The sequence below is a fragment of the Rhodococcus sp. NKCM2511 genome, from assembly GCF_014905595.1.
GTDB lineage: Bacteria > Actinomycetota > Actinomycetes > Mycobacteriales > Mycobacteriaceae > Rhodococcoides > Rhodococcoides fascians.
In genome coordinates, this window is the sequence record NZ_BNHJ02000001.1 from 3,498,565 (window position 1) to 3,513,001 (window position 14,437).

Genomic DNA, 14,437 nt, shown 5'->3' on the forward strand with positions numbered 1-14,437 from the left:
TCCCGCCCTCATACCGGTACTTTCTCCAGAACTGGGGCAGGCTTCCTGGCAGCCATTCCGCCCAGGCAGCCGCCGATGACGATCGCTCCGCCGAGCAGGGCCAACAGCGACGGGGTTTCGTCGAGAAACGCCCAGGCACCCGCGATACCGACGACGGGAACCAGCAGCGAGAACGGTGCGACGAGACCGGCCGGGTTGCGGCTCATCAGGATGCTCCACAGGCCGCTGCCCACGATCGTGGCGGGAATCACGATGTACGCCAACGCGACCAGACCGGGCCAGCCCTGCGAACCGAACGAGTCGGCCAGCGCGTGCCAGCCCGTGCTCGGGCCCTCGACGACCGCCGACAGCGCCAACATCGGCACCGGCGGTACGACGGTCATCCAGAGCATCAGTGTCATCGGGGAGTCGGATTTGGCCAGTCGGTTTCCGAGATTGCCGAAGGCCCAGCCCAGACCGGCGAGCAGGGTGAGGACGACAGGAAGCAGGGTGGCGTTCTGGGCGCGATCCCACCCGATGAGGACCATGCCGAGGACGGCCACGCCGATGCCGATCGCCTGCCTGCGGCTCACGTGTTCGCGTAGCAGAAGCGCGCCGAGAACGACGGTGAACGGGGCCGACGACTGCAGGACGAGCGACGCCAATCCGGTGGGCATGCCTGCCGCCATCGCCGCGAACAGGAAGGCGAACTGCAGGAAGCCGAAGCCGAAGCCGTAGAGCAGCAACCACTTGAGGGGCACCTTCGGTCGCGGAACGAACATCACAACAGGAACTGCGATGACCAGAAAGCGTAGTGCCGCGAAGAAGAAGGGCGGAAAGTGGTCGAGCCCGACGCGGATGGCGAGGAAGTTCAGTCCCCACAGAACGGCGACAGTCAGTCCGAGGAGGCGGTCGCGTGTGGTCATGCCATTTATCGTGACGGGTGCAAACAATCAGCACAATCGAATATATCCGCACCAACAGTTAAGATTTTCTGTATGAACGTGGAGCGGCTCCGGATCCTCGCAGAGCTTGCCGACCGCGGGACCGTTGCATCGGTCGCCGAGGCGATGTCGATGACTCCGTCGGCGGTGTCTCAACAGCTCAAGTTGCTGGCGCGCGAGGCCGGCGTGACATTGCTCGAACCGGACGGACGCCGGCTGCGCCTCACCGACGCCGGGCGGGCACTGGTACTCAGAACCGACGAGGTTCTCGCTGCCCTCGCCCGCGCCACCGCAGAAATGGATCGGTATCGAGCGTCTCCGCGGGGACGCGTCCGAGTTGCGCTGTTCCCGTCGGGTGCGGCACTGCTGCTGCCCGGGGTCCTGACGCGGTTGGCGGACTCGGACGTCGACATCGATGCGCGCGACGAGGACCTGCCCGCATCCTCGGTGCCCGAGCTACTCGCCGATTACGACGTGGTGCTCACCCACCGAGACGACAGGGCTCCGTCGACGGCGGGTCCACGGATCGAGGTGACGACCCTGATGCGCGAGCCCATCGATCTGGTGTTGCCTCTCGATCACGCACTGGCGCAGCAAGGCTCGATCGATCTGCGAGACCTGATCGACGAGCGGTGGATCAGCGTTCGCGGCGGTTTTCCGGTCGACGACGTGTTGCTCTCCGTGGCCTCGGTGACCGGAGTGCAGCCGCGAGTTGTCCAACGCATCAACGACTTTCGAGTGACCGAAACACTGGTCGCCGCCGGGCACGGAGTGGCGCTGATGCCGCGCTACGCCGTTGTGCATCCGGGCCTGGTACGTCGAGAGCTCGCCGGCGTTCGAGCCGGGCGAATCTACGAACTCGCGACGAGAACGGATGCGCGGCGACTACCCGCGATCGCCGCTGTGCTCGATGCGTTCGGAGCGGAAGCTACGTTCAGGACAGCGCTTTGGCCTTCAGCGTCGTGAACTCGTCCTGATCGATGGTTCCGTTGTCCAGCAACATCTTTGCGCGAGCAATCTCCTCGGATGACGATCGGCCGGCGACGTGCCTGATGTAGTCCTCCTGCTGCTCTTGGGCGTGCTGCAGGGCAGCACTCTCGCGCTTGGTCATCTTGCTGCCGTTCGCGATGAGGTAGATCAACGCGGTCAGGAACGGCGCAATGATGAGGAAGAGCACCCACAGAGCCTTGACGAACCCGGATGTCTTGTGGTCCCGAAAAAGATCTCCGATGATCGAGAACGTCACCATCAGGTAGGCCACGAATGCGAATCCAACGATGAGGAGCCAGAGGAAATCCCAGAAAGAGTCCATGATCGATCTCCGTTCAATTGTGTGGGCTGACAGGAGTTCAGTGTGGCAGTGGCGGCACCCCGTGCACACGGGTCTTTGGTCCCTTTCGTCGACCGGAAATCCCAGTGAGCCCCACGTCGACCGCGCCCGTTTCGTTTCGTTTCGTTTCGTGAGGGCTCGACAACGCAACACGCCGCCCACCCCGAAAGGCGAGCGGCGTGTCGTCGAGCAGCGAAGTTACTTCAGTGCGCGGTTCAGGGCAGACACCACAGCACGCAGCGACGCGGTGGTGATCGAGGTCGCGATGCCACGGTCGACAAGCGGGCAAATCAGTAGTTCTCCGGGCCGGCTCCAACTGGTTGAGGTTCCATTGAATCGACCAGGTGGCATGCGGACATCGAACCGTCTCCATGCTGCTCGAGCATCGGCTCCACCTGTCGGCACAGGTCCATCGCGTACGGACATCTCGAGACGAAGGCGCACCCGGCAGGTGGATGGGCCGGATCGGGGGAGTCGCCCTCGAGGATCGTTCTGGGGCGTGCCCGTTGGATCGACGGGTCGGGAACCGGGATGGCCGACAACAATGCTTTGGTGTACGGGTGTGAAGGACGGTCGTACACCTGTGCTGCGGAGCCTATTTCGACAATCCGTCCCAGGTACATCACGGCGATTCGGTCGCTGATATGTCGAACCACACTGAGATTGTGAGAGATGAAGATACACGTGAGATCGAATTCGTCGGTCAGGTGCACCAGCAGATTGATCACCTCGGACTGCGTCGACACATCGAGCGCCGAGACCGCCTCGTCCGCGATAATCATCTTGGGGTCCAACGCCAGCGCTCGGGCTATCGCCACCCTCTGACGTTGTCCGCCGGACATCTCGGCGGGGTAGCGCGCCGCGAAATCGCTGCGTAGGCCGACCTTGGACAACAGCTCGGCGACTTTCGCCTCGCACGAGGATCGATCGGCGTGGTCGTAGATCCGCAGGGGCTCGGAAATCGAGGTTCCCACCGTCTTGCTGGGGTCGAGTGAGGCGAACGGATCCTGAAAGATCATCTGGAGATCTCGACGCTTCCTGCGCATGGCCCTACGGCCGAGAGTCAGGAGGTCGTCGCCGCCGTAGACGATCTTGCCGCTTTCGGGCGTCTCGAGCCTCAGAATGGATCTACCGAGAGTGGACTTTCCCGATCCCGACTCGCCGACGATCCCCAGAGTTTCGCCCTGCCGCACAGTAAGACTGATGTCTCGAACCGCTCGGACGGTCTCGCGTGGTCGGCCGAGCAGGTCGCGTGAGCGCACGAAGGACTTGGACAGGCCGACGACGTCCAACAGGACCGGCTTTTCGGTGGTGGTCACAGTTGACCTTTCCTCTCGGAGTCGACCATCGTCGTTCTGTCCGCCGACATGTCGGACTGCGGAGTGGGAATCTCGGGCACCAGCGTCGTCACGGTGCCGTCGACGATGCGGATGCACCGGGTACTTCGTTCGTCGTCCATCGCAACGAGCGGCGGGTGATCCGAATCGCAGAGTCCCGAAATCGAATAGGTGCATCGTGGGCTGAACCGGCAGCCGGATGGCATGTTGTCCGGCCGAGGCACCATTCCGGGTATCGCAACGAGGTCGTTTCCCGGTTCGATGCGTTGAGGCAACGACTCGAGCAGGGCTGCGGTGTACGGATGCAGGGGCCGCGTGAACAGCGCATCCGCGTGGGCGATTTCGACGGGTTCGCCGGCATACATCACCGTCACCTCGTCGCAGAAGTCGGCCACGACGCCGAGGTCGTGGGTGACGAGCAGGACGGCGGTGCCCATATCCTCCTGCAGCCTGCGCAGCAGTTGAAGAATGCTCGCTTGGACCGTGACGTCGAGGGCAGTGGTCGGTTCGTCGGCGATGAGAAGTTTCGGATCGCAGGCGATCGACATCGCGATCATCGCCCGCTGACGCATTCCCCCGCTGAAGCTGTGTGGGTAGTCCTTGGCCCGTCTGGCTGCAGCGGGTATCCCGACGAGGTCGAGCACCTCGACGGCGCGGTCCCGCGCTTGCTTTCTGGACTTGCCGAAGTGGGTACGTACCGTTTCCGCGATCTGCTCGCCGACGGTGAACACCGGATTCAGACTCGTCATCGGCTCTTGGAAGATCATCGCGATCTCACGGCCGCGGATCGCGCGCATCTGTCGCTCGGACTTCGTCAGAAGATCTGCACCGCAGAAGTCGATGTGCCCGTGTGTTGTTCGACTGTTGTCCGGCAGTAAGCGGAGGATCGACAGGGCGGTCACGGTTTTGCCCGAGCCGGATTCGCCGACCAGCGCCCGCGTTCCACCGCGCCCGAGATCGAGCCTTCCGCCGAGAACAACGGGTGTCCAGCCGCTCTCGGTGCGAAACTCCACCTGTAGATCCCGGATCGAGAGCAGGCTGTCCGTTTCGAGCCGTTCGTCCCTCATATCGAGTGCGGTCATGCCTTTCTCCGTTCCTGTCCGACGGCGTCGCGAATGCCGTCGCCGAGCATGTTGAGGGACAGAATCGTCAGCATGATGGCAAGCCCGGGCGGCACCACCATCCAGGGACTCTGGAATCTGTTGTCGAATGCGCCGCGCAGCATCGAGCCCCAGCTCGCGGTCGGTGGTTGCACGCCGAGACCGAGAAAGCTCAGGCCCGCCTCGGCAAGCAGCGCCAGCGACAGCATCAGGGTCAGCTGCACCAGGAGGGGAGACCTCACATTGGGTAACACGTGGACCAGAACGGTTCGCCCGGTGGAACATCCGACCACCTTGCTGGCCTCGATGTAGGTCTCTTCTCGAACGTTCATGGCAGCGCCGCGGACCACGCGAAACAGTCGAGGCGCGGTGGCCGCTCCCACCGCCAGCATCGCGTTGGTCAATCCGGGGCCGAAGATCGCGATGATCGCGAGCGCGAGAACCAGTGCGGGCAATGCGATGAGGGCGTCGGCCACTCGTCCTGCGATCCAGTCGAATTTGCCCCCGAGGTACCCGGCCAGCAAGCCGAGCGGCAAGCCGGTGACAGCGGCGAATCCGACTGCGATCAGCGGTGCGACCAGTGATATCTGCGTCGCGTAGATGAGTCGACTGAGGGTGTCTCGTCCGAGCTGATCGGTCCCGAGCAGGTGGTTGTCCGAGAACAAGGGAAGAAACGCCGAGGCCAACTTCTGGTAAGCGGGATCGTAGGGGGCGATCCACGGTGCAGCTACGGCCACCACCGCCAGCAGTCCGAGAAAGATCAGGCAGGCCACGTTGGTGCGGGACTTGAGGATTCGACGGACGAAGACCCGTCCGGGAGACGGCGGCGCAGGATTGGAATGCACTGCGCCGATCGGTGCGCCCACAGTTCTGCGGACACCCGGTGCAACGCGCGGTACCGAACGACTGATGGTCATGCCTGCCTGACTTTCGGGTTGAAGTACGCGTAGGAGATGTCCACGGCCAGATTGATCAGCAATACGAACAACGTGATGACTACGACGAACGCTTGGATGACGGGGAAGTCTCGTTCGAGAATCGCCTTGAGCGCTACCGAACCCAATCCAGGCATTCCGAAGACCTGCTCGATGATCACCGCACCGCCGACAAGTGCTGCAGCTTGCAGCCCGAAGACGGTGACGACCGGTATGGCGGCGTTCTTGGCCGTGTGCTTGACGACCACCTTCCACCGGGGTAGTCCCTTGGCTGTTGCCGTTCGGATGTAGTCCCGCTCGAGGACGTCGATGACGCCGGCACGAGCCTGGCGGGCGATCTCCGCGGCGGTGACGGTACCCAGTGCGAAGGCGGGCAGCGCGAGATGGGCGAACCAGGCGAAGAATCCGTCGCTGAGCGGGGAGTACCCGGTGGCGGGGAAGAGTCGGAGTTGCAGCGAGAAGAAGGTCACGAACAACAGGCCGAGCCAGAAGCTCGGCATCGAGATGCCCAGTGTCGTCAGGCCGGTCAGTGTCCGGTCGATCCAGGTGCCTCTGCGTAGTCCGGCAAAGACGCCCGCGAGGACGCCGACGACGAGTGACCAGGACAGTGCAACGAAGGCCAGGGACAACGTGACCGGAAGTGCCTCCAGAATGGCATCGATGTTGCGGTGGCTGCTCAGCAACGAGGTGCCCAGGTCGCCGGTCAGCAGGTTACCGATCCAGCCGAAGTACTGCACGACGATGTTCTCGTCGAGGCCGAGTTGGCTCCTGGTGGCTGCGATCTGTTCGGCGGTGGCTGCATCCCCGGCCGCGACCACCGCCGCATCACCGGGGATCAGATGAATCATCGAAAAGCTCAGTATCGTGACGATGAACAGGACTGGAATGGCTGCAAGAATTCGTTTGACCATGAAGATCAACACAATTCGATCACCTCTTCTTCGTACGCGGCGGACAGCTACTTGCTGATGTCGAGGGTTCGTAGGCCGGTTCCACCGGTCTTGTAGAACTCGTAGTTGGCGAGATTCCCCTGCGTAGCGACCGACGCGACGGAGTGGCAGAGAACGATCTGGGCGGGCCCCATGTCGAAGGCCTCGGCGAGCAGATCCGCGTACGCTGCCGAGCGTTGTTCGACGTCGGTGGAGCGGGCTGTTTCGGCGAACAGCTCGGCCATCTCGGGAGTCGAGAGGTTGCCGGGGTTGTCGCCACCCCCGGACATATAGGCGGACTGGACATAAAGGCCGGGGTCGGTTCCGCCGCCGTACTGCCCGACCAGCGCGTCTGCATCGCCGGTGACGAATCGCGCCCTCGCCTGGGTCGCGTCCATCACCTCGATCCGCATGTCGATGCCGACGTCGGCGAGATTCTGTTGAACGACCTGCGCATTGTTCTGGTAGATCGACAGGCTGGGAACGGCTGCGGTGAAGGTGAACCCGTTCGGCAGTCCGGCCTCGGCGAGTAGCTCTCGGGCGCGATCGGGGTCGTAGGACGACCAACCGGAATCGTCCAATTCGTCGCTGTGCGCAAAGTACCCCTCGGGATAAGGCTGAGCCCCGGGGATGCAATCGCCCGAATACAGCACCCTCGATATCGCTTCACGATCGATCGCGAGATTCATCGCTTGGCGCACTTGTTTCTTGGCGAATTCACTCCGTTCGGTGTTCAGAGAAATTCGAGCCATGCTGGTACTTGCGCCGGAGGAGGTGAACACTTGAAGTCCGCCTGCCGCGGCTTCTTCCTTCTGCGGACCCACTACACCGGTCATCGTGGACTCGCCTGCCTGCAGCGAGTTCATGCGAGTAGCCGTATCTAGCTGGATGAGAAAGGTCAGATTGCTGAATCGGTACGCGTCGTCGTCCCAGTAGTCCTGTCGGCGCTCGAAGTAGTACGCGGTTCCTGGGATGGAGCGGGTCATCGTGAATGCTCCGGCACCGACGGGGTTTTGATCGAGGTCCGGGTTGGCCAGTGCGGCCGGCGATACGAGCATTCCCGGACGTGAGGCGAGCAGCGTGGGGAGCGCTCCACCCGGTCCGACCAGATTGAGCCGAACGGTGCGTGAGTCGAGGACGTCCACCGAACCGATCGTCGTGGCGATCTGTCCCCTGATCGTCGATTGCGGGTCGGTCAGGATCCGTTCGAAGTTGGCCTTGACAGCCGGTGCGTCGACAGGAGTGCCATCGGAAAATGTTGCATCCGACCGCATTACGAGCGTGAACGTCTTACTGGACTCGTCGAGTGCCCAGCTTTCGGCGAGCATCGGAATCGGGTTGCCGTCGGTGTCGACGTCGGTGATTCGATCGTAGATGACCGCGAGCAGTGGTAGGTCGTTTTCGGTGACTCCACGATGTGGGTCCAGGCTGCTGGGCACCACGATCTGTCCGTAGACGACTTCGGCGTCGCGATCCAAGGCATTCGGATCGAACGTTTGTTGGTCGATTCCCGCGCAGCCGGTGCCGAGTAGGCAGACGGTGAGAATCGAGACTGCGGCGGTGAACAGCGGCCTGGCCGGCATTGGCCCTCCAATTCGATGCAGCGGACCACGTCCCGGTCGGGCGGCGAAGCCGCAGCGTTCCCAGATCGACTGGGAGGGTGGGCCGTCGAGACTTCGCTGGTGGTCGGTGCCTGTGTGACAGGCGATTTCTAGAAGGATGTTCTAAAACGTCAGGACTGTCAAGGGTTCGGCCGAATTGGTATGAACCGGACATGGGGGTCTTGACAATCGAGGTGCGCGTCGGTCACGATTTGCTAGATTTCAGTTCTAGAATCGCATTCTGGATGCGCTGCGCGCGTCCTCGTCACCGATCGAAAGGAAGTCAGAACATGGTCGATTTCGCCCTGAACGAAGAAGAGGAATTGATGCGCAAGTCGGTGCGTGCATTCCTGGAGAAGGAAGTTTTCCCCCTGGAGAACGAGGTCCTCAGGAACGAACGTGAGGGCCGACCCGGTTTGCCCGACGGCGAGATCAAAGCATTGCGGGAGAAAGCCAAGAAGTCGGGATTCTGGGGAATCAACACTCCGGAGGAATACGGTGGCGCGAATCTCGGCCCCGTCATGAGCGCAATCATCGCTGCGGAGGCCGGCCGCACTTTCGTACCGTTCTCCTTCGGTGGTTCGGCCGACAACATTCTCTACGGTGCCAACGAGGAGCAGAAGCAGAGATACCTGATCCCGACGATCGCTGGCGAGCGCCGATCGTGCTTCGCCATCACCGAGCCCGGAGCCGGCTCCGACGCCCGCAGCATCAAGACTCGCGCGGTCAAGAACGGGTCGGACTGGGTCATCAACGGTGAGAAAATTTTCATCACCGGGGGTAACGAAGCCGATTTCGTCATGGTCTTCGCGGTGACCGACAAAGAGAAGGGGGCCAACGGCGGCGTCACATGCTTCATCGTCGACCGCGACATGGGGTGGACATCGACTCCTATCCCCACCATGGGTCAGTGGGGTCCTGCTGCGCTGTCGTTCGTCGACGTTCGGGTACCCGAGAGCAATGTTCTCGGCGAGGTCGGCAAGGGTTTCGATCTAGCCATGAGTTGGATCGGTCAAGGGCGGTACATGATTCCGGCCCGTGCGATCGGCTCGGCCGAGCGCTTGCTGGACATGGCGATCGAACACTCCAAGAATCGAGTGTCCATGGGACATCCCATCGCCGAATATCAAGCCATTCAGTGGCAGATCGCGGACTCGCACGTGGAAATCGAATCGAGCAAGTTGCTGACGCTACGGGCGGCGTGGACGGTCGCGCAGGGCGTCGACGCCCGCCACGTCTCCTCGGTCGCCAAGTTGCACGGCAGCATCATGGCCAACAACGTCGTCGACCGTGTGCTGCAGATTCACGGCGGAATGGGCTACACGAAGGAACTCCCGATCGAGCGCTGGTACCGCGAGTTGCGACTACTGCGCATCTTCGAGGGGACCGACGAGATCCAGCGGCGAACCATCGCTCGAAATCTGATCAAGGGATATGTCAATTCCGACGGCTTCGGACACTGACCACAGCCATGCTGGCTCACAACTCGTAGTCACTCGATGACAGGATTCTTCATGACCAAAGCGACAGTTCAGGGCATGGACCTACGCACACTGTTCGAACCCCGATCCATCGCACTGATCGGAGCCACGGACAAGTCACCGTGGTCGCTCAACACCTACCAGAACATCAAGGACTCCGGATTCGGGGGAAGCGTCTACCTCGTCAATCCGACCAGTCCGATCGTGCACGGAGAGAGAACATTCGACTCGATTGCAGGCCTGCCCGAGGTGGTGGACCTGATCTTCGTGATGGTTCCCACCACCGTGGTGCTGCCGACCCTGCGTGCAGCGGTCGAATGCGGCGTTCGGTCCGCGGTCATCCTCACTGCGGGTTTCGGCGAGACCGGCCCCGCCGGGCAGCAGATGGAAGACGAGATCATCGATTTCGCACGATCGAGCGGCTTGACCGTCCTCGGGCCGAACGGAAACGGATTCATCAATGCCGCCGAGAACATCACGCCGTACGGTCTGCCGATAGGTCGACCGCTGATCCAAGGAACGGTCGGCTTCGTACTGCAGAGCGGGGCGTTGGCGAGTTCGGTTCTGCAGTTCGCCCAGTCGCGGAACGTCGGGGTGAGCTTCCTGACCGCCATGGGCAACGAATCCCTGATGTCGGTCACCGACGTCATGAACTACCTGGTCGACGATCCCAACACTTCGGTCATTGCATTGTTCTTGGAGTCCGTCCGTGACCCGGTCGAATTCCGTCGGATTGCTCTGCGCGCCTTGCATGCCGGCAAACCGATCGTCGCTCTGAAGATCGGCCGCAGTGTGCTCGGTGCCCGTGCTGCCCTCGCGCATACGGGGGCTCTGGTGGGTGACAACGCCGTCATCGACGCCGCCTTCGAGCAGATGGGTGTCATCCGGGTCCGCTCGCTCGAGGATCTGATCACCACCGCCGGTCTCATGGCCGGCCTCGGTGGTGGCCTGCCGGGGCCGCGAATGGGGGTGGTTACGCCGTCGGGTGGAGCCTCGGAGATCATCGCCGATCGTGCGGAGGACGAGGGACTGGTGCTGCCAGGGTTCTCGGAGGAGACCACTGCAGCACTCGGTGAGATCGTGCCTGCGTTCGCGACTGTGCAGAACCCACTCGACGTGACCGGTTACGTCGTCATCGACCGCACGTTGATGCGGCGCTCGCTCGCAGTGGTGGCGCGAGATCCCAATGTGGACTTTGCAGTACTGCTTTCGGAACTGCCGCGGGTACAGGCCGCCGACCCGTCGCTGACGCTGACCGCCTATGGCGAGTCCGCCCGCAACATTCGTGAGACCGCCGTACCCACCGTGGTTCTGAGTACCGTGCTGACAGACGTCACCGACTACGGCAGATCGGTCGCCGACGCCACCGAGTTCCCGCACGTGGTCGGTGGAATCGAACACGGTTTGACCGCTCTGGGCAATGCAGTTCGGTGGTCTGCGCTTCGAGGAGCCGCATCCTCGAAGCCGGCCGAGCTCGATCCCTTCGTCGTTCCGGTGGATTTCGAAACCGAGCCGGCCGGCGTATGGACCGAGTACCGGTCTTCGGAATTGCTTTCCCGCAACGGAATACCGATGGTTCCCTCGAGTCCGGTCGGATCGGTGGAACAAGCGCAGGAGTGTGCAGCCGCTTACGGGTATCCGGTGGTCCTCAAGGCGGTCGCCGACGGACTCGGCCACAAGAGCGACATCGGTGGTGTTCGCCTCGACTTACGATCGGCGGAAGATGTGGCCGAGGCCTACAACTCGGTGCTCGCCACACTCGCCGATGCAGGCGCCACCGGGGCTGCGGCGCTGATACAACCGCAGCGGCCGTCGAACGGCCTGGAGATGCTCGTCGGCGTGGTCCGCGATCCGGTGTGGGGCCTGACGTTGGCAGTAGGTCTGGGCGGTGTGTGGGTCGAGGTGTTGGCGGACGCGGCGATCCGGGTGTTGCCGGTCGGCGTGGACGACGTTCGCGATGCGATCGAAAGCCTGCGCGGAATAGCCCTGTTGCGCGGAACCCGAGGGTCCGAACCGGTGGACATCGACGCGCTCGCGACGTGCGTGGCCCAGATCGGCGACGTCGCCTATCGACTGGGGGATCGGCTGCAGGCCTTGGAGATCAATCCGCTGATGGTTCGCGGAAGCGAATGCGAGGCACTCGATGCTCTGATCACGTGGTCGGAGACGGGTAACGAGACGGAGGCAGTGTCATGACGGGAATCTGTGACGGCCGCGTGGTCGTGGTGACCGGAGCCGGCCGCGGGATAGGCCGAGCTCACGCGATCGAGTTCGCGAAGGAGGGCGCGTCGGTGGTGGTGAACGACATCGGTGCAGAGGTGGATGGATCGGGAAGCGCCGAGGGGCCGGCCGGCGAGGTCGTGGAGACGATTCGTGCTGCCGGCGGGCAGGCCCGGGTGGACGGGTCCGATGTCTCCGACGACGACGGCGCACGACGTCTGATCGAGAGCACCATCGAGCACTACGGGGACCTGCACGTACTGGTGAACAACGCCGGGATCCTGCGCGACCGCATGATCACGAACATGACCGTCGCAGAATGGGACGACGTCATCAGAGTGCACCTACGGGGCACCTTCCTGACGCTGCATCACGCCTCGAATCATTGGAAGACGCAACACAAGTCCGGATCCGCGGTGGACGCACGGGTGATCAACACGACGTCGTCGTCGGGGATCTACGGCAATATCGGGCAAGGTAACTACGGTGCAGCCAAGGCGGGTATCGCAAGCCTGTCCATCATCGCATCGATGGAGTTGGCGAGGTACGGCGTGACGGTCAACGCCGTCGCTCCGGCCGCGCTGACCCGAATGACCGAGAATTTGAACGGCAACCTTTCGCGCTCTGCTCCTGAGCCGGGGGAGTTCGATGCGGCTGCACCGGAGAACATCTCACCACTCGTGGTGTGGCTGGGAAGTGAGCAGTCGCGAAGCATCACCGGGCGAGTGTTCAACGTGCGGGGAGGATTGATCAGTGTTGCCGAGGGCTGGAAGTCCGGTCCCGAGATGGACAAAGGTGCCAAATGGGTACCGGGTGAGCTCGGTGAGGTGATTCCCCGCCTGGTGTCGGAGGCGGCGGACAACGCCGCCATGAACGGGCGCGTCCCCGAGCAGGTGCCCTGATGACACTCGACCAGGGCGTCATCGGAATACCGAGCCCGCCGACGCGCAAGGCCTGGACGTCGAAAGACGCGCTCCTGTATGCGGTCGGGGTGGGAGCCGGTCAGGACTCGGCGCTGGACGAATCGGCATTCACGACCGAGAACTCCTCCGGCATCGAGCAATCGGTGCTCCCGACCTTCGCGGTGTTGGCCACTCAGGCCCCGTCGGGCCGCACACTCGGTGATTTCGACCCGGCCAAGCTGGTCCACGCCGAACAGGCCTTCGAGCTCTTCGGAACCCTTCCGGTGGAGGGCTGTGTCGACGTCACGTCCACCGTGACTGCGATCGAGGACAAGGGATCGGGGGCTCTGGTGGTCAGTGGCGCCGAGGCTCGCGACGCGGAAACCGGTGCGGTCCTGGCGACATCTCGTTCCTCGGTGTTCATCACCGGGGAGGGTGGCAGTGGCCGTCGGGGATCGTCGACTTCTGCGGCTCCGATGCCCGAGAGAACGCCCGACTCGCAGGTCACGTACTCCACCCGCCCGGAACAGGCTCTGCTCTATCGGCTTTCGGGCGACAGGAACCCGTTGCACTCCGATCCGAAGTTCGCCGCGCGGGCGGGTTTCGCGCGGCCGATCCTGCACGGACTCTGTACATACGGTGTCACCGGTCGGGCATTGCTGCACGAACTGTGCGGCTCGGATCCCACGCGACTTCGGTCGATGGCTGGGCGCTTCACCCACCCCGTGTACCCAGGTCAGAACGTGACAGTCTCCCTGTGGGACACCGCGGACGGGATCCGTTTCCGAACCGCACTCGACGACGGCACGACGGTGATCGACCGGGGAACGGTGGAAATCCGATGATCGACACAACGGCACAGGCCGACAGGGCAGTGTCGACCCGATCCGAATCCTCCTCGTCGGGTGCAGCATTCTTCGAGTCCGTCGACGGCGTGTTCGTCCCGCGCGCTCATGCTCGCAGTCCATGGTCCGAGGATCTCGTTCACGGTCGGCTGGTCTCGGGTTTGATGGCCCACGAGGTCGAACGACGGCACCTGGGGGCCGATCTGCATCCGGCGCGGATGACGACCGATCTGTTCCGGCCGATCCCCATGTCTCCGTTGACGATCGACACGGTCGTCCGCCGCGAGGGCAAGCGGTTGATCGTGGTCGAGGTGACCGTGAGCTCCGGCGATGTCCCGGTCGCGTTGGCGACGGTGCAGATTCTGCGGTCCGGTCCGCCCGGTCCCGACGTCGTATGGGTACCCGAGTACTACACCGCCCCCTCCCCTGAGGTGGTCGGTCCGCCGACTCGGGTGGCTCCACGACATTTCGGGGAGGTACGTCGCGTCGACGAGTCGGTCGACGGCCGTCGCTTCTCCTGGTTCCGCGAGACGTGCGAGCTGCTGGAGGGCCGGCGGGACACCCCGTTCGGGACGTTGGCGGCTGCGGCGGACTGGGTCAGTCCCTTCACCAACATGGGCGCGGATCGATTGGCGTACATCAACGCTGACGTGACCCTCTACTGCAGCCGTCTTCCGGTGGGGCCGTGGATCGGTTTCGAGAACCTCGACCACGTACAGAGCGGCGGAGTGGCGGTGTCGGTATGCGCCTTGCACGACACTGTCGGTCGCATCGGGACGGCCGCGTCCGCGGCGTTGCCCTATTGAGCACATCGACTGCACAACAGAAGAATTC

The 14,437-nt window shown here is 63.2% G+C and carries 13 protein-coding genes; 6 read left to right on the plus strand and 7 right to left on the minus strand.

The genetic code is table 11. The features are described from left to right. Nucleotides 1-8 precede the first annotated feature (8 nt). Nucleotides 9-905, minus strand: a complete 897-nt coding sequence (locus JLZ96_RS16385; RefSeq protein ID WP_032387967.1) for an EamA family transporter — start codon at nucleotides 903-905, stop codon at nucleotides 9-11. A 72-nt stretch (nucleotides 906-977) separates the two neighbouring features. Between JLZ96_RS16385 and JLZ96_RS16390 the strand changes: the two genes are divergently transcribed. Further along, nucleotides 978-1,889, plus strand: coding sequence for a LysR family transcriptional regulator (locus JLZ96_RS16390; RefSeq protein WP_032384094.1), 912 nt, complete (start codon nucleotides 978-980; stop codon nucleotides 1,887-1,889). On the opposite strand, the gene JLZ96_RS16395 is transcribed toward JLZ96_RS16390, so the two are convergent. The 6 genes from JLZ96_RS16395 to JLZ96_RS16420 form a co-directional block, all read right to left on the minus strand. Further along, the gene (locus tag JLZ96_RS16395) at nucleotides 1,858-2,235 is read right to left on the minus strand and encodes an SHOCT domain-containing protein (protein WP_201010598.1); all 378 of its coding nucleotides are present in this window, start codon (nucleotides 2,233-2,235) and stop codon (nucleotides 1,858-1,860) included. The two genes, JLZ96_RS16390 and JLZ96_RS16395, sit on opposite strands and share 32 nt — an antisense overlap. Before the next feature lie 308 nt (nucleotides 2,236-2,543). Beyond that, on the minus strand, nucleotides 2,544-3,572 hold the full coding sequence (locus tag JLZ96_RS16400; protein ID WP_052056922.1) for an ABC transporter ATP-binding protein: 1,029 nt from the start codon (nucleotides 3,570-3,572) through the stop codon (nucleotides 2,544-2,546). After that, nucleotides 3,569-4,672 (minus strand): ABC transporter ATP-binding protein, encoded by a 1,104-nt coding sequence (locus JLZ96_RS16405; RefSeq protein WP_236254026.1) that lies wholly within the window; start codon nucleotides 4,670-4,672, stop codon nucleotides 3,569-3,571. The genes JLZ96_RS16400 and JLZ96_RS16405 overlap by 4 nt, the downstream gene beginning before the upstream one ends. Next, a complete protein-coding gene (locus JLZ96_RS16410) occupies nucleotides 4,669-5,607 on the minus strand; it encodes an ABC transporter permease (RefSeq protein ID WP_080731876.1) in 939 nt (312 codons plus the stop codon). Before JLZ96_RS16410 ends, JLZ96_RS16405 begins: the two co-directional genes overlap by 4 nt. Then, nucleotides 5,604-6,548, minus strand: a complete 945-nt coding sequence (locus JLZ96_RS16415) for an ABC transporter permease (protein WP_032385985.1) — start codon at nucleotides 6,546-6,548, stop codon at nucleotides 5,604-5,606. Before JLZ96_RS16415 ends, JLZ96_RS16410 begins: the two co-directional genes overlap by 4 nt. Nucleotides 6,549-6,583: 35 nt before the next feature. After that, nucleotides 6,584-8,137, minus strand: a complete 1,554-nt coding sequence (locus JLZ96_RS16420) for an ABC transporter substrate-binding protein (RefSeq protein WP_052056924.1) — start codon at nucleotides 8,135-8,137, stop codon at nucleotides 6,584-6,586. Between the two features lie 308 nt (nucleotides 8,138-8,445). On the opposite strand from JLZ96_RS16420, the gene JLZ96_RS16425 reads away from it, so the two are divergent. The 5 genes from JLZ96_RS16425 to JLZ96_RS16445 are packed head-to-tail and all read left to right on the plus strand — an operon-like array spanning nucleotide 8,446 to nucleotide 14,409. After that, nucleotides 8,446-9,618 (plus strand): acyl-CoA dehydrogenase family protein, encoded by a 1,173-nt coding sequence (locus tag JLZ96_RS16425; protein ID WP_032385986.1) that lies wholly within the window; start codon nucleotides 8,446-8,448, stop codon nucleotides 9,616-9,618. 51 nt (nucleotides 9,619-9,669) lie between these two features. Beyond that, the gene (locus JLZ96_RS16430) at nucleotides 9,670-11,832 is read left to right on the plus strand and encodes an acetate--CoA ligase family protein (protein WP_032385987.1); all 2,163 of its coding nucleotides are present in this window, start codon (nucleotides 9,670-9,672) and stop codon (nucleotides 11,830-11,832) included. Next, entirely contained in the window at nucleotides 11,829-12,758 is a 930-nt protein-coding gene (locus JLZ96_RS16435; RefSeq protein WP_201010599.1) for an SDR family oxidoreductase, read from the plus strand. Before JLZ96_RS16430 ends, JLZ96_RS16435 begins: the two co-directional genes overlap by 4 nt. Continuing rightward, nucleotides 12,758-13,603, plus strand: a complete 846-nt coding sequence (locus JLZ96_RS16440) for a MaoC/PaaZ C-terminal domain-containing protein (RefSeq protein ID WP_032385989.1) — start codon at nucleotides 12,758-12,760, stop codon at nucleotides 13,601-13,603. The genes JLZ96_RS16435 and JLZ96_RS16440 overlap by 1 nt, the downstream gene beginning before the upstream one ends. Beyond that, nucleotides 13,600-14,409: an acyl-CoA thioesterase domain-containing protein gene (locus tag JLZ96_RS16445; RefSeq protein WP_052056926.1), complete on the plus strand. Its 810-nt coding sequence runs from the start codon at nucleotides 13,600-13,602 to the stop codon at nucleotides 14,407-14,409. The genes JLZ96_RS16440 and JLZ96_RS16445 overlap by 4 nt, the downstream gene beginning before the upstream one ends. Nucleotides 14,410-14,437 lie beyond the last annotated feature (28 nt).

Excerpts from the sequence above, each read along its gene's own strand:
- JLZ96_RS16385 (WP_032387967.1), bottom strand. The coding sequence starts at position 905 with ATGACCACACGCGACCGCCTCCTCGGACTGACTGTCGCCGTTCTGTGG.
- JLZ96_RS16390 (WP_032384094.1), top strand. The coding sequence starts at position 978 with ATGAACGTGGAGCGGCTCCGGATCCTCGCAGAGCTTGCCGACCGCGGG.
- JLZ96_RS16395 (WP_201010598.1), bottom strand. The coding sequence starts at position 2,235 with ATGGACTCTTTCTGGGATTTCCTCTGGCTCCTCATCGTTGGATTCGCA.
- JLZ96_RS16405 (WP_236254026.1), bottom strand. The coding sequence starts at position 4,672 with ATGACCGCACTCGATATGAGGGACGAACGGCTCGAAACGGACAGCCTG.
- JLZ96_RS16410 (WP_080731876.1), bottom strand. The coding sequence starts at position 5,607 with ATGACCATCAGTCGTTCGGTACCGCGCGTTGCACCGGGTGTCCGCAGA.
- JLZ96_RS16420 (WP_052056924.1), bottom strand. The coding sequence starts at position 8,137 with ATGCCGGCCAGGCCGCTGTTCACCGCCGCAGTCTCGATTCTCACCGTC.
- JLZ96_RS16425 (WP_032385986.1), top strand. The coding sequence starts at position 8,446 with ATGGTCGATTTCGCCCTGAACGAAGAAGAGGAATTGATGCGCAAGTCG.
- JLZ96_RS16430 (WP_032385987.1), top strand. The coding sequence starts at position 9,670 with ATGACCAAAGCGACAGTTCAGGGCATGGACCTACGCACACTGTTCGAA.
- JLZ96_RS16435 (WP_201010599.1), top strand. The coding sequence starts at position 11,829 with ATGACGGGAATCTGTGACGGCCGCGTGGTCGTGGTGACCGGAGCCGGC.
- JLZ96_RS16440 (WP_032385989.1), top strand. The coding sequence starts at position 12,758 with ATGACACTCGACCAGGGCGTCATCGGAATACCGAGCCCGCCGACGCGC.
- JLZ96_RS16445 (WP_052056926.1), top strand. The coding sequence starts at position 13,600 with ATGATCGACACAACGGCACAGGCCGACAGGGCAGTGTCGACCCGATCC.